Source organism: Streptomyces sp. NBC_01571 (assembly GCF_026339875.1).
Lineage (GTDB): Bacteria > Actinomycetota > Actinomycetes > Streptomycetales > Streptomycetaceae > Streptomyces.
Window position 1 is genome coordinate 4,489,070 of the sequence record NZ_JAPEPZ010000001.1, and the last position, 20,669, is coordinate 4,509,738.

At 71.4% G+C, this 20,669-nt stretch carries 17 protein-coding genes and 1 tRNA gene; 11 read left to right on the top strand and 7 right to left on the bottom strand.

What is annotated here, in order from left to right; all coding sequences use genetic code 11:
- Entirely contained in the window at positions 1-675 is a 675-nt protein-coding gene (locus OHB41_RS20045) for an ABC transporter permease (RefSeq protein WP_266699596.1), read from the top strand.
- Between the two features lie 14 nt (positions 676-689).
- On the top strand, positions 690-1,622 hold the full coding sequence (locus OHB41_RS20050; RefSeq protein WP_266699597.1) for an ABC transporter substrate-binding protein: 933 nt from the start codon (positions 690-692) through the stop codon (positions 1,620-1,622).
- Positions 1,623-1,907: 285 nt separating this feature from the next.
- On the opposite strand, the gene OHB41_RS20055 is transcribed toward OHB41_RS20050, so the two are convergent.
- Positions 1,908-2,912 carry a LacI family DNA-binding transcriptional regulator gene (locus tag OHB41_RS20055; RefSeq protein WP_266699598.1) on the bottom strand — a complete coding sequence of 335 codons (1,005 nt, stop codon included), beginning with the start codon at positions 2,910-2,912 and terminating at the stop codon, positions 1,908-1,910.
- Between the two features lie 175 nt (positions 2,913-3,087).
- On the opposite strand from OHB41_RS20055, the gene OHB41_RS20060 reads away from it, so the two are divergent.
- From OHB41_RS20060 to OHB41_RS20070, 3 genes are all read left to right on the top strand, one after another.
- Complete coding sequence (locus OHB41_RS20060; RefSeq protein ID WP_266699599.1) at positions 3,088-3,981, top strand: amidohydrolase family protein; 894 nt, start codon at positions 3,088-3,090, stop codon at positions 3,979-3,981.
- Positions 3,978-4,478, top strand: a complete 501-nt coding sequence (locus tag OHB41_RS20065) for a cysteine dioxygenase (protein ID WP_266699600.1) — start codon at positions 3,978-3,980, stop codon at positions 4,476-4,478. The genes OHB41_RS20060 and OHB41_RS20065 overlap by 4 nt, the downstream gene beginning before the upstream one ends.
- A gap of 578 nt (positions 4,479-5,056) precedes the next feature.
- Positions 5,057-5,488 carry a hypothetical protein gene (locus OHB41_RS20070; protein ID WP_266699601.1) on the top strand — a complete coding sequence of 144 codons (432 nt, stop codon included), beginning with the start codon at positions 5,057-5,059 and terminating at the stop codon, positions 5,486-5,488.
- Between the two features lie 615 nt (positions 5,489-6,103).
- Here the strand turns inward: OHB41_RS20070 and OHB41_RS20075 are convergent.
- Positions 6,104-7,498 carry a cystathionine beta-synthase gene (locus OHB41_RS20075; RefSeq protein WP_266699602.1) on the bottom strand — a complete coding sequence of 465 codons (1,395 nt, stop codon included), beginning with the start codon at positions 7,496-7,498 and terminating at the stop codon, positions 6,104-6,106.
- A 142-nt stretch (positions 7,499-7,640) separates the two neighbouring features.
- On the opposite strand from OHB41_RS20075, the gene OHB41_RS20080 reads away from it, so the two are divergent.
- The 3 genes from OHB41_RS20080 (at position 7,641) to OHB41_RS20090 (ending at position 11,494) form a co-directional block, all read left to right on the top strand.
- Positions 7,641-8,660, top strand: a complete 1,020-nt coding sequence (locus OHB41_RS20080) for an SGNH/GDSL hydrolase family protein (protein WP_266699603.1) — start codon at positions 7,641-7,643, stop codon at positions 8,658-8,660.
- Positions 8,661-9,132: 472 nt separating this feature from the next.
- On the top strand, positions 9,133-10,353 hold the full coding sequence (locus tag OHB41_RS20085; protein ID WP_266699604.1) for an acetyl-CoA C-acetyltransferase: 1,221 nt from the start codon (positions 9,133-9,135) through the stop codon (positions 10,351-10,353).
- 328 nt (positions 10,354-10,681) lie between these two features.
- On the top strand, positions 10,682-11,494 hold the full coding sequence (locus tag OHB41_RS20090) for a hypothetical protein (RefSeq protein ID WP_266699605.1): 813 nt from the start codon (positions 10,682-10,684) through the stop codon (positions 11,492-11,494).
- A gap of 316 nt (positions 11,495-11,810) precedes the next feature.
- On the opposite strand, the gene OHB41_RS20095 is transcribed toward OHB41_RS20090, so the two are convergent.
- Entirely contained in the window at positions 11,811-12,122 is a 312-nt protein-coding gene (locus tag OHB41_RS20095) for a hypothetical protein (protein ID WP_266699606.1), read from the bottom strand.
- Positions 12,123-12,226: 104 nt separating this feature from the next.
- Here OHB41_RS20095 and OHB41_RS20100 point away from each other — a divergent pair, with 104 nt between their 5' ends.
- The gene (locus OHB41_RS20100; protein ID WP_148008763.1) at positions 12,227-12,457 is read left to right on the top strand and encodes a DUF4287 domain-containing protein; all 231 of its coding nucleotides are present in this window, start codon (positions 12,227-12,229) and stop codon (positions 12,455-12,457) included.
- A 139-nt stretch (positions 12,458-12,596) separates the two neighbouring features.
- On the opposite strand, the gene OHB41_RS20105 is transcribed toward OHB41_RS20100, so the two are convergent.
- The 3 genes from OHB41_RS20105 to OHB41_RS20115 form a co-directional block, all read right to left on the bottom strand.
- The gene (locus tag OHB41_RS20105) at positions 12,597-13,478 is read right to left on the bottom strand and encodes a Bax inhibitor-1/YccA family protein (protein WP_266699607.1); all 882 of its coding nucleotides are present in this window, start codon (positions 13,476-13,478) and stop codon (positions 12,597-12,599) included.
- Between the two features lie 208 nt (positions 13,479-13,686).
- Positions 13,687-14,862 (bottom strand): 4-hydroxybenzoate 3-monooxygenase, encoded by a 1,176-nt coding sequence (locus OHB41_RS20110; protein WP_266699608.1) that lies wholly within the window; start codon positions 14,860-14,862, stop codon positions 13,687-13,689.
- Between the two features lie 241 nt (positions 14,863-15,103).
- Positions 15,104-15,186, bottom strand: a tRNA-Leu gene (locus OHB41_RS20115).
- Between the two features lie 391 nt (positions 15,187-15,577).
- Here OHB41_RS20115 and OHB41_RS20120 point away from each other — a divergent pair.
- Together OHB41_RS20120 and OHB41_RS20125 are read left to right on the top strand one after the other, a co-directional pair.
- Positions 15,578-16,348 carry an ABC transporter ATP-binding protein gene (locus OHB41_RS20120; protein ID WP_266699609.1) on the top strand — a complete coding sequence of 257 codons (771 nt, stop codon included), beginning with the start codon at positions 15,578-15,580 and terminating at the stop codon, positions 16,346-16,348.
- A gap of 70 nt (positions 16,349-16,418) precedes the next feature.
- Positions 16,419-18,947: an ABC transporter permease gene (locus tag OHB41_RS20125; protein ID WP_266699610.1), complete on the top strand. Its 2,529-nt coding sequence runs from the start codon at positions 16,419-16,421 to the stop codon at positions 18,945-18,947.
- Positions 18,948-19,043: 96 nt separating this feature from the next.
- On the opposite strand, the gene OHB41_RS20130 is transcribed toward OHB41_RS20125, so the two are convergent.
- Positions 19,044-20,345 (bottom strand): SAM-dependent methyltransferase, encoded by a 1,302-nt coding sequence (locus OHB41_RS20130; RefSeq protein WP_266699611.1) that lies wholly within the window; start codon positions 20,343-20,345, stop codon positions 19,044-19,046.
- Between the last annotated feature and the right edge of the window lie 324 nt (positions 20,346-20,669).

Consider the following 20,669-nt stretch of genomic DNA (forward strand, 5'->3'; position numbering starts at 1 on the left):
ATGTACGAACTCTTCGAGAACCTCGCCAAGTGGCTGGTCAGCGGCGACCAGTGGGCCGGCACCGACGGCATCGCGCACCGGATCGCCGAGCACCTGGAGTACTCGCTGTTCGCCACGCTCATCGCGGCCGCGATCGCGCTCCCGCTGGGCCTGCTGATCGGTCACACCGGCAGGGGCGCGTTCCTCGCCATCAACCTGTCCTCCTTCGGCCGCGCGCTGCCCACCGTGGGCCTGGTCGTCCTGGTCTTCCTGATCAGCGGACTCTCGCTGTGGTCGGTGTACGTGGCCCTCGTCGTCCTCGCGGTACCGGCCATCGTCACCAACACCTACGCGGGCATGAGCGCCGTCGACCCGGAGGTCAAGGACGCGGCCCGCGGCCAGGGCATGCGCGGCCACCAGGTCCTCCTCCAGGTGGAGATCCCGCTGGCCCTCCCCCTGATCATGACGGGCCTGCGGCTCTCCCTCATCCAGGTGGTGTCCACCGCCACGATCGCCGCGTACGTCAGCTTCGGCGGCCTGGGCCGGTACGTCTTCGACGGCCTGGCGCAGCGCGACCTGGTCCAGGTCCTCGGCGGCGCGGTCCTGGTCGCGGTCGTCGCCGTCGTGCTCGACCTCGCGCTCGCCGGACTCCAGCGCTACCTCTTCCGTCATCTCCGTACCGCCTCCGCCCACTGAGGAGCCGAAGAACCATGAACCGTAGGACTCTGCTCGGGGGCCTGTTCGCCGCGGCCTCCGTCCCCGCCCTGGCCGCCTGCGGCAGCGGCATCACCTCGCTCGACAACTCGGGCGGCGACAGCGGCGGCGGCTCCGGATCCAGTGCCGGCGGTCTGACCATCGGGACCGCCAACTTCACCGAGAACCAGATCCTCGGCTACCTGTACGCGGGTGTCCTGTCGGCCGCGGGTATCAGGACGAAGGTCCGCCCCAACCTGGGCTCGCGCGAGATCGTCGTGCCCGCGCTGGAGGGCGGCGACATCGACCTGCTCCCCGAGTACCAGGGCAGCCTGCTCCTCTACCTGGACGCGAAGGCCACGGACACCGAGGCCGGCGCCATGCAGAACACGCTCACGACCGTGCTGCCCGCCGGCCTGGAGGTCCTGCCGTACGCGGCCGCCGAGGACCGCGACAGCTTCGCGGTCACCCGGGAGACCGCCGACAAGTACGGCCTGAGGAGCCTCGCGGACCTGCGCAAGGCCAACGGCCGGCTGGTTCTGGGCGCCGCGGCCGAGATGAAGAAGCGGGTCGTCGGCGCGGTGGGCCTCAAGGAGCGCTACGGCGTGGAGTTCAAGGAGTTCAAGTCCCTCGACTCCTCCGGGCCGCTGGTCAAGGGCGCCCTGAAGAAGGGAGACGTCGACGTCGCCAACGTCTTCACCACGGACGTGGACGTCATCGAGAACGGCTGGGTCGTCCTCACCGACCCGCTGAACCTGATCCCCTCCCAGCACATCGTCCCGCTCATCGCCTCCCGCAAGGCCGACGCCAAGGTCCGCAAGGCCCTGGCTTCCCTCGGCAACGTGCTCTCGTCCGAGGAACTGACCAGGCTCAACCGGCTGGTGGACAAGGAGAAGAAGGATCCGGACGAGGTCGCGGCCGCGTGGCTGAAGACGAAGAAACTGTCCTGACCCGCCCTTCTTTCGCCCCCCGCCGCCCCCTGCCCGACCCGTCCCGTACCCGGGGGCTGCCGCCCCCGGACCCCCGCTCCGGCCTCAAGGGCCTTGTCCTCAAGCGCCGGACGGGCTGATGGTGCCGGCCCGGGCCGCGGATGTTCAGCCCGTCCGGCGTCGAGGACGAGCCCTTCGGGCGATGCGGGGGTCCAGGGGGCGGCAGCCCCTTGGCGGGGGGGCTGGTGGCGGAGCCCCCAGGGATGGGTCGGGTAGGGGCGGCGGGGGCGAGAAAACCCCGTGGAACTACACCCGTACGGCCGACCCCCGTTCACTCATCCGAGGCGCACACAGAATCCTCTTCCTCCGCACCCGCTTCCCCTCGATCGCCGCGACGGTCAACCGCGCAGCCTCCGCAGCGATCTCGGACAACCCCCAGTCCACCGTGGTCAACGGCGGAGCCAGCACCCGCGAGACGGGATGGTCGTCGAACCCGACCACGGACACGTCCCGCCCGACCACGACCGACGCCTCGGCCGCCGCCGCGTACACCCCGTACGCGAGCGAGTCGGAGAAGCAGAACACGGCGGTCGCGGGCCGAGGCCCGTCCAGCAGCCGGCGAGCCACCACCGTCGCCTCACCCAACTCCTGCGGACACGGCACCAGTTCGGCCCGCAACCCGAGCCGCTCGGCAGCCTCGCGCACATACACGTCGGCGGGCCGGTCCGGCGTGCTGGGCCGGGTCGGGGTCAGCACCGTCACCCGGCGGTGGCCGAGACCGTGCAGGTACTCCAGCACGGCGTCGATACCGGCCCGGTTGTCGAAGATGACCTGCCCCGCCGTACGGGCCGCGCTGAGCGAGTCCCCGACGGCCACCACCGGCAGCGCGTCGGCGATCGCCGCCCACCCCTCGGCCGAGGGGTTCACCGGCGACACCAGCAGCGCGTCCACCCGCTGGTCGCGCAACTGCTTGGCGAGCACCAGCTCACGGTCGGGATCACCACCGGCGTCCAGGATCAGCGCGTAACGGTCACCGGCCAGCAGCTCCCGCCCGATGGCCGCCATCAGCTGCTGCTGCCACAGGTCCTGGAGGTCCCCCGCGAGGACGCCGACCATGCTGGTACGGCCGCTGGCCAGCGCGCGGGCGATGGGATCCGCCTCGTAACCGAGCTCGGCGGCGGCCTTGCGCACCCGCTCCTCGGTCTCCTTCGAGACGTGCTTGCCCCGCAGGGCGTAGGAGACGGCGGCGGTGGAGAGACCCGTGGCCTCGGCCACCTCCCGGAGGGTGGTGCGCTTATTGGGCCTGGCCATGCCGGGAAGCCTACCGGGAGGCGTCCGCACTACGGGCGCAGGCTTGACACGACACGTTGTTAACCGGTTAAGTTAAGCGCATAAGTGAAGCGGTTAACCTGTCCCGATCCCACCCCTTCCGGCCCTTCCCGGCCCCCTCCCGCCCTCCCCGAGGACTCCTTCCAAGGACCGCCGCGTGCCCACCGACGTCCACCAGCACATATGGCCGCCCGCGTTCATCGAGCTGCTGCGCGCCCGCACCGCGCCACCGCGCCTCGACGGCTGGACCCTGCACCTGGCGGGCGAGCCGCCGTACGAGGCCGACCCGGCCGACCACGACCTCGCCGCCCGCACCGCGCTCGCCCGCACCGACGGCCTCGACCTGGCCCTGGTCTCCCTGTCCAGCCCCCTCGGCATCGAGTTCCTGCCGCCCGCGGACGCCGCACCCCTGCTCGCCGCCTTCCACGACGGCGCGCTCGCCCTCCCCGCGCCCTTCGGCGTCTGGGCCTCCCCCTGCCTGTCCGCACCGGACCCCGCGGCGGTCGAACGGGAGCTCCGCCGCGGCTGCGCCGGCCTCCAACTCCCCGCCACCGCCCTCCTGGACGCGGCGGGCTGGGAGCGCCACGCACCGCTCCTCGACGTCCTGACCCACGAGGACAAGCCGCTGTTCGTGCACCCGGGCGCGGCGCCACCGGCCCCGCACGCCCCGCCCTGGTGGCCGGCGCTGGTGCCCTACGTCCACCAGCTGCACGCGTCCTGGTTCGCCTTCCGCGCCTTCGGCCGCGCCCGCCACCCTCGGCTGCGCGTCTGCTTCGCCGCCCTCGCGGGCCTGGCCCCGCTGCACGGTGAGCGGCTCGCGGCCCGCGGCGGAGGGCGCGGCGAGATCGACTTCGACGTCTTCTACGAGACCTCCTCCTACGGAACCCGCGCGGTGGACGCGCTCGTCCGGGCCGTCGGCATCGACGTCGTCGTCAGCGGCAGCGACCGCCCCTACGCGACCCCGGTCGTCCCCGACCTCGGCGCGGACGCCGCCGTCCACGCCCTGCGCACCGCCAACCCCGACCGACTTCTGAAGGGAGCCACCCCATGACGTACCAGGCCCTGCCGGACCGCACGCTCGACAAGCGCGAACTCCGGGCCCTCGTCGACGATCTCGCCGCCCGCCCCGACCGCTGGCGGGAACAGGTCGCGTTCTCCGACGAGGAGCGGCACTACGCCTCGCTGTACCGCGACGAGTACGTCGACGTCTGGCTGCTGTGCTGGACCCGGCAGAACGACACCGGCTGGCACGATCACGACATCTCCTCCGGCGCCGTCGCCGTCGTCCAGGGCGCGCTCAACGAGTCCAACCCGCGCATAGGCGGCAGCCATCTGTCCGTCACCGTCGGCGCCGGCGAGTCCTTCTGCTTCGGCCCCGAGCACATCCACCGCCTCACCGGCGCCACCGACGACGCGGTCTCGCTGCACGCGTACTCGCCGCCACTGTGGCGGCTGGGCCAGTACGACATCACCGAGGACGGCCTGATGCGCCGGATCTCCGTCTCGTACGCGGACGAGCTGCGCCCGCTGGACCTTCCCGCCGCGTGAACCGAGACCCGATGAGCCGATGAGCCATGCGCCGGTGCGCCGATCAAGAGCCGGCATCGGGGAAGCGACGGCCCGACGACGGATCGTCCAAGGATCCTTGAACGGGCACATGGCGTGAGCGTGCGCGTGCGTACGGAGACATGACTCCGCACGGGCGACTCATGAGGGAGCGTCATGCCCCCGCACCGAAGGGCCCTTCCGGCAGCCACCTGCGTACGGGTGCGTGCGCGGCCATCTCGGGCTCCTCGTGGACGAGACCGCACCCGCCGCCCGAGGGACCCGGGCGCTGCCCGGCGACTGGGCCGGTCACACCGTACGGGCCCACGCGGCCCGGGTCCGGGACGCCGTCCGGGCGGATCCGGCCTTCGCCCCGGCGCATGTCGCGGCGGCGCCGCTCGACCTCGACACGGGTCCGGTCGGCCCTCTGCCCTGCACCCCCCTCCGTCCCGGTGTCGCCGGGCCGCCCGGAGTCGCTCTGGGTCGGTCGCCCGGGGCCTTCTGTACGGGGGTGCGGCCCCTCCCCAAGAGGGGGGCTATCCCCAGTGCCACGGAGGCGCGCACTCCCTACCGTGAACACCATGACCGGTAGGGAAGCGGGCGGCGACGCCGAACTGAAGAAGGAACTCGACGCCACTCTGCACGCACGCAGGGAGTTGGGCGACGAGTACGAATCCGCGCTCGTCGACTCCTTCTTGGAGAAGGTCGAGCAGCGACTGGACGGGGCGGTCGACCGAAGGGTGCGGCGACAGCTCGCCGAGCAGCAGATGGTGGTGGCCCGTGGCGCGCGCTCACCACAGGGGACCGATTCATGGGGCGAACGCTTCGGCTTCGGCATCGTCTCGCTGGTCCTCGCGGTCCCGCTGTCCGCGATCGGCGGCGGGGTCGCGCACCTGCCCGGACTGCTCGTCGCCTGGATCGGCATCGTGGGGGTGAACGCGGTGCAGGCGGCGCGGGTCTCACCGGGCCTCTTCGGCCGTCGCCACAGGGAGAAGTCGGACTGGGAGGACTGACCGGACGCGGGACAACGGTCACGGGCCACGGGGGAACGGGGCACCGGGGAAGTGCGAGAAGGGGAAACAACGGAAGGGCCCGGCACCCTCGTGGGTGCCGGGCCCTTCCGACGTGTTGCGCGGGGACCGCCGCACCCCCGTTGCCGGGGGGCGGGACGACGGCGGTCCCCGCGAGGGACGCGGGCCGGGTCAGGGCCAGGCTTGCGCGTCCTTGGCGTCCATGGAGGTCCGGGAGCCGCTCCGGAGGTCCTTGGCGCCGTTTTGGTGCCGGCCGGGGCGGGGAGCCGCTCCCGCCCTGCCGACACCCACCAATGTGCCGGACGTGTGTTAAGCGGGTGCTGCGCGGACGTGACACGCTCGTACCACTTCCGCGAAGTTCCTCGCCGAAAGACCGGAAGATCCGTGCCAGGAGGGGAACTTCCGGAGATTTTCCCCCCGCCACCTGCGGAAATCTCTCTGACCGGGGCCTCCTCGTCGCCCGCCGGGAGCTCCCGCCGGCTCGGGTCCGCGACCCGCTCCACGCCCCGGCCCACTCCGCTCCAGGCCCCGGCCTGCTCCGCACCGCGGCCGGTTCGCTCCGCGCCGCGGCCCGCTCCGCCCGGTGCCCGGCCGTCCTTACTGCCGGGCGCCGCCCTTGGCGAGGAAGGACAGCAGGTCCTGGCGGCTGACGACGCCGGTGGGCTTGCCCTCGACCAGCACGATGGCGGCGTCGGCGGTGCCGAGCACCGACATCAGGTCGCCGACCGGCTCCCCGGAGCCGACCTGCGGCAGAGGCGCCGACATGTGCTTCTCCAACGGGTCCTGCAGCGAGGCCCGCTGGGTGAACAGCGCGTCGAGCAGCTCGCGTTCGACCACGGACCCGACGACCTCGGCGGCCATCACGTCCGGGTGACCGGCGCCGGGCTTGACGATCGGCATCTGCGAGACGCCGTACTCACGCAGCACTTCGATGGCCTCGCCGACCGTCTCGTCCGGGTGCATGTGGACGAGCGAGGGGATGGAGCCGCCCTCCTTGTCGCTCAGGACGTCGCAGACCCGCGCGCTCGGGCCCGTGTCCTCCAGGAACCCGTAGTCCGCCATCCACTCGTCGTTGAAGATCTTGCTGAGGTAGCCGCGCCCGCTGTCGGGCAGCAGGACGACCACGACATCGTCGGGTCCGAGCCGCTCGGCCACGCGCAGCGCCGCCACCACGGCCATGCCGCAGGACCCGCCCACGAGCAGCCCCTCCTCCTTCGCGAGCCGCCGCGTCATCTGGAAGGAGTCCTTGTCGGACACGGCGACGATCTCGTCCGCGACCGTCCGGTCGTACGCCGTCGGCCAGAAGTCCTCACCCACGCCCTCGACGAGGTACGGCCGCCCGGACCCGCCGGAGTACACGGACCCCTCGGGGTCGGCGCCGACGACCTGCACCCTGCCGTCGCTCGCGTCCTTCAGGTACCGCCCGGTGCCGGAGATCGTCCCTCCGGTCCCCACGCCCGTGACGAAATGGGTGATCCGCCCCTCCGTCTGCTCCCACAGCTCAGGGCCGGTGGAGTGATAGTGCGAGAGGGGGTTGTTCGGGTTGGAGTACTGGTCCGGCTTCCAGGCACCGGGCGTCTCACGGACGAGCCGGTCGGACACGTTGTAGTACGAATCCGGGTGCTCCGGGTCGACGGCCGTCGGGCAGACGACGACCTCGGCGCCGTACGCCCGCAGCACGTTGATCTTGTCGGTGGAGACCTTGTCCGGGCAGACGAAGATGCACTTGTAGCCCTTCTGCTGGGCCACGATCGCCAGCCCGACCCCGGTGTTTCCGCTGGTCGGCTCGACGATCGTGCCGCCGGGCTTGAGGGCGCCGCTCTCCTCCGCGGCCTCGATCATGCGCAGGGCGATGCGGTCCTTCACGGACCCGCCCGGGTTGAAGTACTCAACCTTCGCCAGGACGGTCGCCTGGATGCCTGCGGTCACGTTGTTGAGTCTCACCAGCGGGGTGTTGCCGACGAGACTGATCATCGAGTCGTGGAATTGCACCGTTGTCTCCGGAGCTGCGTTCTAAAGGGATGGTCCCGTCAGCCTAAGGCCCCCCGTGGGCGTTCACGTGTCGTTGAGATTGGCCGACCCGTTCCACGGGGCAAGCAGTTGTTGTACGGCTACGAGGAGGTGGCGGCGACGCATGACGCGCTTGTCGAGGGCGAGGGTGGCACGGCGGATCGCGGCGGGTGCTGCGTACGGCGGCGGCGGGATCGGTCTGGTGGGCGCCGCCGCGATCGGTGTCGTGCTGGCCGAGGTGCAGCTGGCGAAGCGCCATGTGGGCAACGGACACGGTCAGGCGCCCCGCGCGAACGGTCTGTACGGGTACGCGTACGCGGCACAGGACGGGCCGCCGCTGCGGCTCGCGATGCTCGGTGACTCCACCGCGGCGGGACAGGGCGTGCACCGGCCCCGCCAGACACCCGGCGCGCTGCTGGCCTCCGGGCTCGCGGCGGTCGCCGAACGCCCTGTCGAACTCTGCAACGTCGCGCTGCCGGGCGCCCAGTCCGACGACCTCGACCGGCAGGTGGCGCTCGCCCTCGCGGACACCGCGCGGGTGCCCGACATCTGCGTGATCATGATCGGCGCGAACGACGTCACCCACCGGATGCCGCCCACGCGATCGGTCCGTCACCTGTCCGCGGCGGTACGCCGGCTGCGCACCGCCGGTGCCGAGGTCGTGGTCGGCACCTGTCCCGACCTGGGCACGGTCGAGCAGGTCCAGCAGCCGCTGCGGTGGCTGGCACGGCGGGCCTCCCGGCAGCTCGCCGCCGCGCAGACCATCGGGACGGTCGAGCAGGGCGGGCGGACGGTGTCGCTGGGTGACCTGCTGGGCCCCGAATTCGAGGCGAATCCGCGCGAGCTCTTCGGCCCCGACAACTACCACCCCTCCGCCGAGGGGTACGCGACGGCGGCGATGGCGGTGCTGCCCACGGTGTGCGCGGCGCTCGGCCTGTGGCCGGCCGAGGAGGAGCGGCCGGACATCTCCCGCCGCGAGGGGTTCCTGCCGGTGGCGCGGGCGGCCGCGGAGGCGGCGTCCGAGGCCGGTACGGAGGTCACGGCGGCCATGCCGACGGGGCCGCGTGGGCCGTGGGCCCTCCTCAAACGGCGCCGGCGCCGGCGCGTCCCCGCCACGGACCCGGCGCCCACGCCGACCCCCTGAACCGGGCCCCTGAACCGGGCCCCGGTGGGGTCTTCGGGTGCGGGTGGGTGGGGGCTGGTCGCGCAGTTCCCCGCGCCCCTAAAGGCCCCGGCGCGCACCTCCTGCCCGTCCGGAACCTTCCGGCTCAGGCCCGCACCTCCTGCCCGTCCGGAACCTTCCGGCGCAGGCCCGCATCTCCAGCCGGGCCCGCACCTCCTGCCCGTCCGGAACCTTCCGGCGCAGGGCCGCATCTCCAGCCCGTCCGGCGTTTGAGGACGAGCCCTTCGGGCGATGGCGGGGGTCTGGGGGCGGAGCCCCCAGGGACAGGATGGGACGGGTAGGGGCGGTGGGGGCGTCACCCGGGCCGGTCAAAAAGCAAGCGCTTAGAAAAGTGCGTCCGGAGTCACACCACCGGAGCGGTGACCTGGACGGTACGGACGGGTAACTTCCCAAGCAGTCCCGCCCGTCATCCCCTCGTGCCCATGGAGCCGTGATGCCCGAAGCCGTGATCGTCTCAGCCGCCCGCTCCCCGATCGGCCGCGCCTTCAAGGGCTCCCTGAAGGACGTCCGCCCCGACGACCTGACCGCCACGATCATCCAGGCCGCCCTCGCCAAGGTCCCCGAGCTCGACCCCAGGGACATCGACGACCTGATGCTCGGCTGCGGCCTCCCCGGCGGCGAGCAGGGCAACAACCTCGGCCGCATCGTCGCCGTACAGATGGGCATGGACCACCTCCCGGGCTGCACGATCACCCGTTACTGTTCCTCGTCCCTCCAGACCAGCCGCATGGCCCTGCACGCCATCAAGGCCGGCGAGGGCGACGTGTTCATCTCGGCCGGCGTCGAACTGGTCTCCCGCTTCACCAAGGGCAACTCCGACTCCCTGCCCGACACGCGCAACCCCTTCTTCGCGGAGGCCGAGGCCCGCACCGAGGCCGTCGCCAAGTCCGAGGGCTCGACCTGGCACGACCCGCGCGAGGACGGCCTCGTCCCGGACGCGTACATCGCGATGGGCCAGACCGCCGAGAACCTGGCCCGGATCAAGGGCGTCACCCGCCAGGACATGGACGAGTTCGGCGTCCGCTCGCAGAACCTCGCCGAGGAAGCCATCAAGAACGGCTTCTGGGAGCGTGAGATCACCCCGGTCACGACCCCCGACGGCACGGTCGTCAGCAAGGACGACGGCCCGCGCGCCGGCGTCACCCTGGAGGGCGTGCAGGGCCTCAAGCCCGTCTTCCGCCCGGACGGACTCGTGACCGCCGGAAACTGCTGCCCCCTCAACGACGGCGCCGCCGCCCTCGTGATCATGTCCGACACGAAGGCCCGCGAGCTCGGCCTCACCCCGCTCGCCCGGATCGTGTCCACCGGCGTCACCGGCCTCTCCCCCGAGATCATGGGCCTCGGCCCGGTCGAGGCGAGCAAGCAGGCGCTCCAGCGCGCGGGCCTCACCGTCGACGACATCGACCTGTTCGAGATCAACGAGGCCTTCGCCGCCCAGGTGATCCCCTCCTACCGCGACCTGGACATCCCGCTGGACAAGCTGAACGTCAACGGCGGCGCCATCGCCGTCGGCCACCCCTTCGGCATGACCGGCGCCCGCATCACCGGCACGCTCATCAACTCCCTCCAGTTCCACGACAAGCAGTTCGGCCTGGAGACGATGTGCGTCGGCGGCGGCCAGGGCATGGCGATGGTCATCGAGCGCCTCAGCTGATCCAGCTGGATCAGCTGGATCAATCCACGACGGGGCCGCGCACCATCCTTACGGGTGACCGCGGTTGGACCCAGCGTGACCGAATCGGCCTGGATCCCGGTTGCCACCGGGACTCCGGGCCGATTTGTGATCCAATCCCCCCCAAGATGTGACCTATCTCCCCCTGGAGAGCGATTTACGCAGGTCAGAGCCGTTACACGGGTAAACCCGGGGCCCAAAGCCCTGTCCTATTCGTGACGTTACGCACTGACAGCTCGGTGGTCCGCCCTTCAAGCTGATGTAGGAAGTCGGGGGTCGACTTTGAACCGGGAGTACGTCAGTGAGCGCCATGCCGATTGCTTTGCTGCTCACCACCGCCGCGACCGCGGCCGTGGGCGTCGCCGTTCTGCGCACCCTGTCGGGTCTGCGCCGGCAGGTCGCAGCACTGCGCAACGAACTCGCCGAGAACCGCGCCGGCGCCGCGCGCGGTCTCGTGCCCGCCGCCCGCTCGGCCGCGGACACCGACGAGATACGCGCCGCGGTGACCGAGGCGCTCGCCGAGGAGCGGGAGCGGGAGCTCGCCGAGGCCCGGGCCTTCTGGGCCGCCCAGGAGGCACGTGACGCCTCGGACGCGCCCTCGCTGCTCGGTCTGACCGACAGCGAACTGTTCACGGCCCGCCCCTCGGACTTCGCGGGGCTGGAGTACCTGGAGACGGTCACCGAGCCCGACCTGGACGCCGAGGAGTTCGCGCCCAAGGACTTCGTACAGGGAGGCACCGCCGGGGACTCGCCCGAACTGGCCGCCGCCCGCCGCCGTCATCCCTCGCACCCGGACTTCGTGCCGGTCCAGTCACCCGTGGCGAACGACCACGAGCGCACGGTGGCCTGCCTGGAGGAACTCGCCGAGGCCCGTACCGAGCTGGCGGACGTCCGCCCCGGTCCGCTCGGCACCCTCGACGTCTACGTCTTCACGGACGGCACGACGCTGTGCATGACCCCGGGTCACCGCGAGACCGCGGAGCGGCTGGCCGCGGCCCTGCGCGCGGGCGAGACCCCGGTCCTGCTGGGCGGCTCGGGCGTCTCGGGCGCGTACGCCCTGACGTTCGCGTGCGGCGAGGAGAACGTCTACGTCCTGGCGGACCGCGTCATAGCGTCGCTGTAGCGCCACCGTCCCGCGGCGAGCGCCCCGGAAGGCGAGCGCCCCGGAAAAGGGGCGCGCGCCCGCGCACCGACACCGCACGCGTACCGGGCGACGCGCCGCACACCCCCACCGCACCCACGCGCCGCCCGCACACCTCGGACCAGCGGCAGTCCCCCGCCCGGATCAGACGGCGGCGGTCGCCCACTCGGATCAGGCCCACGCCAGTCGCCCGCACAATTCAGATCCGCAGCAACCCCCCACTCGGATCAGACCCGCGCCAGTCCCCCGCACAGGTCGGGCCCGGAGCAGCCGGGCCCGGAGCGGCCGGCCGCGCGGGTCAGACCCCGGCCCGCTTCTGGGCCTCCTCCACCAGCGCCACCGCCTCGGCGAGTTCCGTCTCGTTGCTCAGCACGAGCGCCAAATCGTGCGCCGCGACCGTGATTTGGTCGGCGGCGGCGAACATCCCCGCCTCGGGCATCTCCCTGGGTTCCCCGGCCGGGTCCTCCACACGCTGGGCACGCAGTGCCAACTCCCTGGCCAGACCCAGCGCCTCGGCAGCCGCCCCCCGCTGCAGCCGGCTCTGCGGGGCGGCCCGCAACCGGTCGGCGAAGTGGTCCACGGCTCGGGTCAGCGACGTCGTATCAAGCACGCCGCGAGACTACGCGCCGCGACGGGACTGTTGCCAACAACCCAACCCTCAGGCACCGTGGCGTGAAGGACCGGCTTACATCCCCTTTGCGTCCGGAGGCGCCGATGTCCCAAGTGTTCTCGCAGGAGACCCACCGCAATCTGCTCGCCCGCATCCCCCACTGCACCGGTCGTGAGATCTCCGACTGGCTGCGCACCGTCGACGAAGGCCCCGCCCTCTTCCGTTTCGAGGAGAAGGTCAGCTGGCTCCGCGCCGAGCACGACCTCGCGTACGGCCACGCCAAGGCGATCATTCACGAGTACGACCTGAGGAGGGCCGCGCGCAAACTGCTCTGAGCGCGCACCACCGGCACCACCTGGTGTCCTACCGACATCCCGACAGGCATCCGCGAACAGCGAAGGGCCCGCGAACCGGTGGTTCGCGGGCCCTTCGGACGCCTGTCGCCGGCCATCGCCGACGACGCGGTCCGCGTCGCTAGTCGTTGCTGCTGAAGATGGCGACCAGCCGCAGCATCTCGACGTAGATCCACACGAGGGTCATGGTCAGGCCGAACGCGGCCAGCCAGGCCTCCTCGCGCGGCGCGCCGTACGCGATGCCGTCCTCGATCTGCTTGAAGTCGAGGGTCAGGAAGAACGCGCCGATCAGGATCGCCAGGATGCCGACGATCGCGCCCAGCGGACCCATGCTGCGCAGTCCGCCGTCCCCGGCCACACCGAAGGCGACGAGCAGCAGGTTGACCGCCATGACGACCACGAAGGCGATGGCGATGGCCATACCGATGCGGGCGTACCGCGCGGTCACGCGGATCCAGCCCGCCTTGTAGACGAGCAGGGTCGCGCCGGCCACCGCCATGGTGCCCAGGACCGCCTGGAAGGGGGCGCCGCTCCACCGCTCGTTGTACATCTCGCTGATGACCCCGAGGAAGACGCCCTCGAAGGCGGCGTAACCGAGGATCAGCGCGGGCGTGGCCTTGCGCTTGAAGGACTGCACCATCGCCAGGACGAACGCCACGAGGGCGGAGCCGATGGCGAGGCCGTAGCTGGTGGACGACACGGGCAGCAGCGCCCACGCCAGGACGGCGCCGACGGTGACGGTGCCGAGCGTCATGGCGGAGCGCATGACGACGTCGTCCATCGTCATCCGGCCGGTGGTGACCGGGGCCTGCGGCGGGGCGCCGTACTGCTGGCCCTGCTGTGCGTAGGGGTTCTGCGCGTAGGGGTTGCCGCCCTGCTGGGCGTACGGGTTGGCCTGCGTGCCGACAGCGGGTCCCCCGGCCTGCGGCGCCGCGTTGAATCCCGCGTAGCCGTTGTCGCGGCTGAACCCCCGTCGCGAGAAGACCGGGTTGCTGCTCCTCATTTCACTCCTCCATGGCCACTCTGCGCGGCCTTGGCCTCAAGGGTAATGGGTAGGCAAAGGATCGACCCTACTGCTTGGGGAGGATCTTTCCCTCGTCCTGCCAAGGTACGCGTGTGTCCCCTGGCCTGCGAGCACTGGTACCAAGCCGTGACAGGCCCTTGTCGCGGCGCCCTGCCAGGCCTTCGGCGCCCGGTCGGCTCCGGTTCTCTCAGTCCAGCGGAAACCCGGTGTACCCCTCGGCCAGATCCGTCTCCGCCGCCCGCGACGTGGCCATCCGGCGCAGCCGGGCGAGCTGGATACGGTCCTCGAAGGGGGTCGCGCCGGGGGCGCGGTGCAGCAGGGTCGTCATGTCGTACGAGAAGCGCTCGGCCTGCCAGACACGGCGCAGACAGGTCTCGGAATACGCGTCCAGGCGCTCGGCCGAACCGGTGTCGCGGAGGTGCGTCAGGGCGCGGGCGAACGTCACGACGTCGCCGACGGCGAGGTTGAGCCCCTTGGCTCCGGTCGGCGGGACGATGTGGGCGGCGTCCCCGGCGAGGAAGAGCCGCCCGTGCCGCATGGGCTCGTGGACGTAGCTGCGCATGGGGGTGACGGACTTCGAGGTGACCGGCCCGCGCTCCAGCCGCCAGCCGTCACCGGTCTCGAGGCGCCGCTCCAGTTCGTCCCAGATCTCGTCGTCCGACCAGGCCCCGGCCTCCGTGCCCTCCGGCACCTGGAGGTAGAGCCGGGAGACGGCCGGAGAGCGCATGCTGAGCAGGGCGAAGCCGCGGTCGTGGCGGGCGTAGACCAGCTCGTCGTGGGAGGGCGCCACATCGGCGAGTATCCCGAGCCAGCCGAAGGGGTACGTCCGCTCGTACACACGGGAGAGCTCGGCGGGCACCGCCTTGCGGGCCACGCCCCAGAACCCGTCGCAGCCGACGACGTAGTCGCAGTCGAGCACGTCCTCGTGCCCCTCGTGCCGGAAGCGGACCCGCGGCCGGTCGCTCCGCGCCCCCTCGACGGCCAGCGCCTCGGCCCCGAAGAGCAGCCGACCCCCCTCCTTCAGCTGGAGCGCGATCAGGTCCTTGCAGACCTCCGTCTGGGCGTACACCAGCACGGAGCTGCCTCCGGTGAGGGCCGGGAAGTCGACCCGGTGCCGCTCCCGCTCGAAGCGCAGCTCGATCCCGTCGTGCCGCAGCCCCTCCCGGTCCATCCGCTCCCCGGCCCCGGCGGCCCGCAGGACGTCGACGGTCCCCTGCTCCAGGATCCCGGCGCGCTGCCGCTGCTCCACGTACGCCCGGTCGCGGCTCTCCAGCACCACGGAGTCGATCCCCGCATTGCGCAGCAGGCGCGCCAGCAGCAGCCCGGCCGGCCCGGCTCCGATGATCCCGACGGTGGTACGCATCCGGTACGCCCCTTCGCGTTCCCTGCGGCTGTTCGTCTGTAGCGCCTGTTCGTCTGTGGCGCCTGTTTGTCCGTGGCGCCTGTTCACCGCGTGACAGCCGTTCGCCTGGTGAAATTTCCTTCACCGATGTCGCACGTGAGTCTCCGGCGGCACGCGCTTGCTGTCAACGGATCGCGGCGAACTCCTCCGGCGGGGCGTGCCCGAGGAGGACGGGTCGGGAGAGAGCGGGAGAGGTCGGAGGTGCCCGGAACCGGACTTGAACCGGTACGCCCGCGAGGGGCAGCGAGGTTTAAGCTCGCCGTGTCTGCATTCCACCATCCGGGCAGGCCATGGGCTCCGCGTCGAGATTCCGAGCCTATCGGGGCCCGCTCCTCGAACAGCGGTCGGGCGAACCGATGTTGTCTTATTTTATTGACGTCTGAGGGTGCATCAGCCCCCGGTACGGGCCATCCGCACTTGCCAATAGCCTTTCGGGCGCCGCGGAGACGCGTATACGGAATGACGGAATTTCACCGTCCGAACGGACGCACCCCGCGCGGCCGTACCCGGACGGAGCTCAGGGAACACCCTCATCCCCAGGTATGACTCCGCCGTGCGCGGTCCGACCGGAGGCTGCCCCAGGAACCGGAACAGCGGCTGACTACACGGCGCCGAACGGCCGCGACGATGGGACACGTCCCCAGAAACGCCGTCGTCCCGACAGGAGCACCCTCCCGTGACCACCACGCCCCTTGCCGACCGGACCACCACGGTGGCCGCCCGCGCCACGGAACTGTCGAAGGTCTACGGACAGGGCGAGACCCAAGTGGTCGCCCTCGACCGGGTCTCCGTCGACTTCCGCCAGGCCGAGTTCACCGCGATCATGGGCCCCTCGGGCTCGGGCAAGTCCACGCTGATGCACTGCGTGGCGGGGCTCGACTCCTTCTCCTCCGGCTCCGTGCGCATCGGGGAGACCGAGCTGGGTTCCCTCAAGGACAAGCAGCTCACGAAGTTGCGCCGGGACAAGATCGGCTTCATCTTCCAGGCGTTCAACCTGCTGCCGACGCTGACGGCCCTGGAGAACATCACCCTCCCGATGGACATCGCCGGCCGCAAGCCGGACCGGGAGTGGCTGGACAAGGTCATCGCGATGATCGGCCTCGCCGACCGCCTCGGACACCGCCCCTCCCAGCTCTCCGGCGGTCAGCAGCAGCGCGTCGCCGTCGCCCGGGCGCTGGCCTCCCGGCCCGACATCATCTTCGGCGACGAGCCGACCGGAAACCTCGACTCGCGTTCGGGCGCGGAGGTGCTGGGCTTCCTGCGCAACTCGGTGAGGGAGCTGGGGCAGACCGTCGTCATGGTCACCCACGACCCGGTCGCCGCCGCCTACGCCGACCGCGTGGTCTTCCTCGCCGACGGCCGCATCGTCGACGAGGTGTACGGGCCGACCGCGGACTCCGTCCTGGACCGCATGAAGCAGTTCGACGCCAAGGGCCGCACCAGCTGACCTGCCGTCACCTCGCCCCGGACCCACGCACCGTCCCGAACAGCCTCACCCTCCTGGACTGAGAAACCCCATGTTCCGTACCGCCCTGCGCAACGTGCTGGCGCACAAGGCCAGGCTCCTGATGACCGTGCTCGCCGTGATGCTCGGCGTGGCCTTCGTGTCCGGGACCCTCGTCTTCACCAACACCATCTCGGACGCGTATCAGAAGAGCTCCGCCAAGGGCTTCGGCCAGGTCGACGTCGCCATCCAGCCGGAGGGCCGCAAGGACTCCGGCGACACGATCGGCAAGGACCCGAAGCTCACCCAGGCCCTGCTGGACAAGGCGGCCAAGGTCCCCGGCGCCGGTTCCACGATCGGCGTCGTGAACGGCTTCACCGCCGTCGCCGGCAAGAACGGCAAGCTCGTCGGGAACGGCTTCCAGTCGCAGGGCGGGAACTACTGGGGCACCAAGGACCCCCGGTACCCGCTGACGAGCGGCCACGCGCCCCGGGGCGGGAACGAGGTCGCCATCGACTCCAGGACCGCCGCACGGGCGGGCTACAAGGTCGGCGACACCGTACGGCTCTCGGTCGACGGCCCGGTCCTCACCCCCACCGTCGCCGGCGTCTTCACCACCGACGACGGCAACGTCGCGGCCGGCGGCAGCCTCGCCCTCTTCGACACGGCGACCGCCCAGCGACTCTTCCACCGGGTCGGCGAGTTCGACGAGATCGACGTGAAGGCCGCGCCGGGCACCGGCCAGACCGCCCTGCGCAGCGCCCTCGACCAGGTCGTCCCCAAGGACGTCGCCTCCACCACCACGGGCAAGCAGCTCGCCGATGACCAGGCCACCCAGATCGCCTCGGCGATGAGCGGCATGAAGACGGGCCTGCTGGTCTTCGCCGGCATCGCGCTGTTCGTCGGCACGTTCATCATCGCCAACACCTTCACCATGCTGGTCGCCCAGCGCACCAAGGAGCTGGCCCTGCTGCGCGCCGTCGGCGCCTCCCGCAGGCAGGTCACCCGGTCCGTCCTCGTCGAGGCGTTCTTCGTCGGCGCGGTCGCGGCGGTGGCGGGCCTGGTCGCGGGTATCGGCATCGGCGCGGGGATGCGCTCGCTCATGGGCACCCTCGGCGCCACCGTCCCGGACGGCCCGCTGGTGATCTCGCCCGGCACGGTCGCCACGGCCCTGCTCGTCGGCGTTCTCATCACGATGCTCGCCGCCTGGCTGCCCGGCCGCCGCGCCGCGAAGATCCCGCCGGTCGCCGCGATGAGCAGCGTGCACGCGCAGGCGACCACCAAGTCCCTCGTCGTACGGAACGCGCTCGGCGCCCTCTTCGCCGCCGCGGGCGTCGCCGTGGTCCTGTACGCGACGACCATGAGCGGCTCGGACGGGCAGGCCCCCATGGGTCTGGGCGCGGTCCTGCTCATCATCGGCGTCTTCGTCCTCACCCCGCTGCTGTCCCGCCCGCTGATCGCGGCGGCCGCGCCGGTCCTGCGGATCTTCGGGGTGTCGGGCAAGCTGGCCCGCCAGAACTCGGTCCGCAACCCGCGCCGGACCGCCGCGACCGCCTCCGCCCTGATGATCGGCCTCACCCTCATCACCGGGATGACGGTGATGGCGGGCAGCCTGCAGAAGTCGATCGACAAGATGGCCAGCTCCGCGATCAAGGCGGACTACGTCGTCTCTATGGCGAACGGCAACTCCCTCTCCCCCGACGTCGCGAAGACGCTGTCCGGGCTCGACGGAGTCGCCGCCACCAGCCCCCTGCGCAACGCGCCCTCGCGGATCGACGGCGAGACCGAGTACCTGACGGGCGTCAACGGCGCATCCATCGCCCGGCTCACCGACCTCAAGGTCGACCAGGGCGCCTTCAAGGTCGGTGGCTCCCGGGTCGTCGTCGACAAGGACACCGCCGAGTCCCACCACTGGAAGGCCGGTTCCGGCTTCACGGTCTCCTACGAGGACGGCGCGAAGAAGCGGCTCACGGTCGCCGGTGTGTACGAGGGCAACCAGATGATCAACGGCATCATCCTCGACAACACCGCGCTCGCGCCGCACCAGACCGACACCTCCGACATGCAGGTCATGCTGAAGACGTCGAGCGGCACGTCCGACGCCGCCAAGTCCAGGCTGGAGAAGGCCCTCGGCGACAACCCGGCCATCCAGGTGCAGGACAAGAAGGACATCTCCAACGGCATCGCGCAGATGTTCACCCTGATCCTGAACATGCTCTACGGTCTGCTCGCGATGGCGGTGATCGTCGCCGTCCTCGGGGTCATCAACACCCTCGCCATGTCGGTCTTCGAGCGCTCGCAGGAGATCGGGATGCTCCGCGCGATCGGCCTCGACCGCAAGGGCATCAAGCGGATGGTCCGCCTGGAGTCCCTGGTGATCTCGCTCTTCGGCGGTGTGCTCGGCATCGGTCTCGGCGTGTTCTTCGGCTGGGCGGCCGGTGAGCTCGTCGGCAGCAGGATGGCGACGTACGAGCTGGTCCTGCCCTGGGCCAGGATGGCCCTCTTCCTGCTGCTCGCGGCCACGGTCGGCGTCCTGGCGGCACTGTGGCCGGCCCGGCGGGCGGCCCGCCTGAACATGCTGGCGGCGATCAAGTCCGAGTAGCCGCGGCGGTGGTACGAGGAAGGGCCCCGTTCCGAGCAGGAACGGGGCCCTTCCTCTGTCGGCGCCGGGAGACCGGCGTCGGGACCGGTCAGGGGCCTACGGCACGACCGGGTTCCAGGTCCTCGCCCGCAGCGGCAGCCCGGAGGCGCCGGAGGGCTCCGGCGTCCTGACCGCCAGCACCTGGTTGACGCCGATGCGGTTGCGCTCGAAGGCGAGCGCGGAGGCCGCCATGTAGAGGCGCCAGACGCGGGCCCGGCCGGGGCTGGTGAGCTGCACCGCCCGGGGCCACTGCGCCTCCAGGTTGGCGACCCAGTGGCGCAGGGTGAGGGCGTAGTGCTCGCGGATCGACTCGACGTCACGGACCTCGAAACCGGCCCGCTCCAACTGCGTCACGGTCGTGCCCACCGGGGCCAGCTCGCCGTCCGGGAAGACGTACGCGTCGATGAACTCGTCGACCGCGTACGCCGATTCGTCGCGCTGCGGCCGCCGCCCGATCTGGTGGTTGAGCAGCCGCCCGCCCGGCGCGAGAAGCCGGTACAGCACCTCCGCGTACTCCAAGTAGCGCTCGGCGCCCACGTGTTCGGCCATGCCGATGGAGGAGATCGCGTCGTACGGTCCGTCGGCGACGTCCCGGTAGTCCTGGACCCGGATCTCCACCCGGTCGGTCAGTCCCTCGTCCGCGACCCGCTTACGGGCGAACGCGGCCTGCTCCTGCGAGAGCGTCACCCCGACGACACTCGCACCGTGCTCGCGGGCGGCGTGAATGGCCATCGAGCCCCAGCCGCAGCCGACGTCGAGGAGCCGCTGACCCGGCCTCAGGGCGAGCTTGCGGGCGATGAGTTCGAGCTTGTCGCGCTGCGCGCTCTCGAGGGTGCCGCCGTCCTCCCAGTAGGCGCACGAGTAGACCATGGAGGGGCCGAGGACGATCTCGTAGAAGTCGTTGCCCACGTCGTAGTGGTGGCTGATCGCGCGCCGGTCGCTGCGTTTGGTGTGCAGGTGACGGCGTCTGCGTACCTCCTCGCGGGGCGGGGCGGGCGGCAGCGGGGAGCCGGCCATCCTGACCAGTCCCCGGACGGCGGCGCGGACCTCGGGGTCGCGCAGGGACTCCGCGAGGCTCCGTGCGTCCTCGCCCCGGTCCCAGATCAGCCCCGACACCAGGCCCAGGGCGGTGTAGAGGTCCCCCTCCACGGCGAGGTCGCCGGAGACCCAGGCGCGGGCGAGCCCCACCTCGCCCGGTTTCCACAGCAGCCGGCGCAGGGCGCGCCGGTTGCGCACCACGAGAGCGGGGGCGCCGGGCGGGCCCGCCTCCGAACCGTCCCAGGCGCGAATACGCACCGGCAACGGGGACCCCAGCAACTGCTCGACAAGGCTCTTCAGCCGCGGCGCGGCGTCCTGCATGGCGTACACCTCCGAGACAACACTCCCGAACGCTCCAACACCACGTAAACACCAACCGGCCTCGCGCGCAGTCCCCCTTCCGCGTTACAGCTGGGCAAAATAGCTGTAGCCGCCACGCTTTCTGTCCCCGCCGCCCCTGCCCGACCCGTCCGTACCTGGGGGCTCCGCCGGGGGCTGCCGCCTCCTGGACCCCCGCATCGCCCGAAGGGCTCTTCCTCAAACGCCGGACGGGCTGGAGATACGGGCCCGCGCCGGAGATGCCGGACGGGCTGAAGACGCAGGCCCGCGCTGGAGATGCGGCCCTTCCCCGGAACGGCGCGCCCG

Bases quoted from the DNA above. Each gene is read 5' to 3' on its own strand.
- OHB41_RS20045 (WP_266699596.1), top strand. From the start codon at position 1: ATGTACGAACTCTTCGAGAACCTCGCCAAGTGGCTGGTCAGCGGCGAC.
- OHB41_RS20050 (WP_266699597.1), top strand. From the start codon at position 690: ATGAACCGTAGGACTCTGCTCGGGGGCCTGTTCGCCGCGGCCTCCGTC.
- OHB41_RS20055 (WP_266699598.1), bottom strand. From the start codon at position 2,912: ATGGCCAGGCCCAATAAGCGCACCACCCTCCGGGAGGTGGCCGAGGCC.
- OHB41_RS20065 (WP_266699600.1), top strand. From the start codon at position 3,978: ATGACGTACCAGGCCCTGCCGGACCGCACGCTCGACAAGCGCGAACTC.
- OHB41_RS20070 (WP_266699601.1), top strand. From the start codon at position 5,057: ATGACCGGTAGGGAAGCGGGCGGCGACGCCGAACTGAAGAAGGAACTC.
- OHB41_RS20080 (WP_266699603.1), top strand. From the start codon at position 7,641: ATGACGCGCTTGTCGAGGGCGAGGGTGGCACGGCGGATCGCGGCGGGT.
- OHB41_RS20085 (WP_266699604.1), top strand. From the start codon at position 9,133: ATGCCCGAAGCCGTGATCGTCTCAGCCGCCCGCTCCCCGATCGGCCGC.
- OHB41_RS20090 (WP_266699605.1), top strand. From the start codon at position 10,682: ATGCCGATTGCTTTGCTGCTCACCACCGCCGCGACCGCGGCCGTGGGC.
- OHB41_RS20100 (WP_148008763.1), top strand. From the start codon at position 12,227: ATGTCCCAAGTGTTCTCGCAGGAGACCCACCGCAATCTGCTCGCCCGC.
- OHB41_RS20105 (WP_266699607.1), bottom strand. From the start codon at position 13,478: ATGAGGAGCAGCAACCCGGTCTTCTCGCGACGGGGGTTCAGCCGCGAC.
- OHB41_RS20110 (WP_266699608.1), bottom strand. From the start codon at position 14,862: ATGCGTACCACCGTCGGGATCATCGGAGCCGGGCCGGCCGGGCTGCTG.
- OHB41_RS20125 (WP_266699610.1), top strand. From the start codon at position 16,419: ATGTTCCGTACCGCCCTGCGCAACGTGCTGGCGCACAAGGCCAGGCTC.
- OHB41_RS20130 (WP_266699611.1), bottom strand. From the start codon at position 20,345: ATGCAGGACGCCGCGCCGCGGCTGAAGAGCCTTGTCGAGCAGTTGCTG.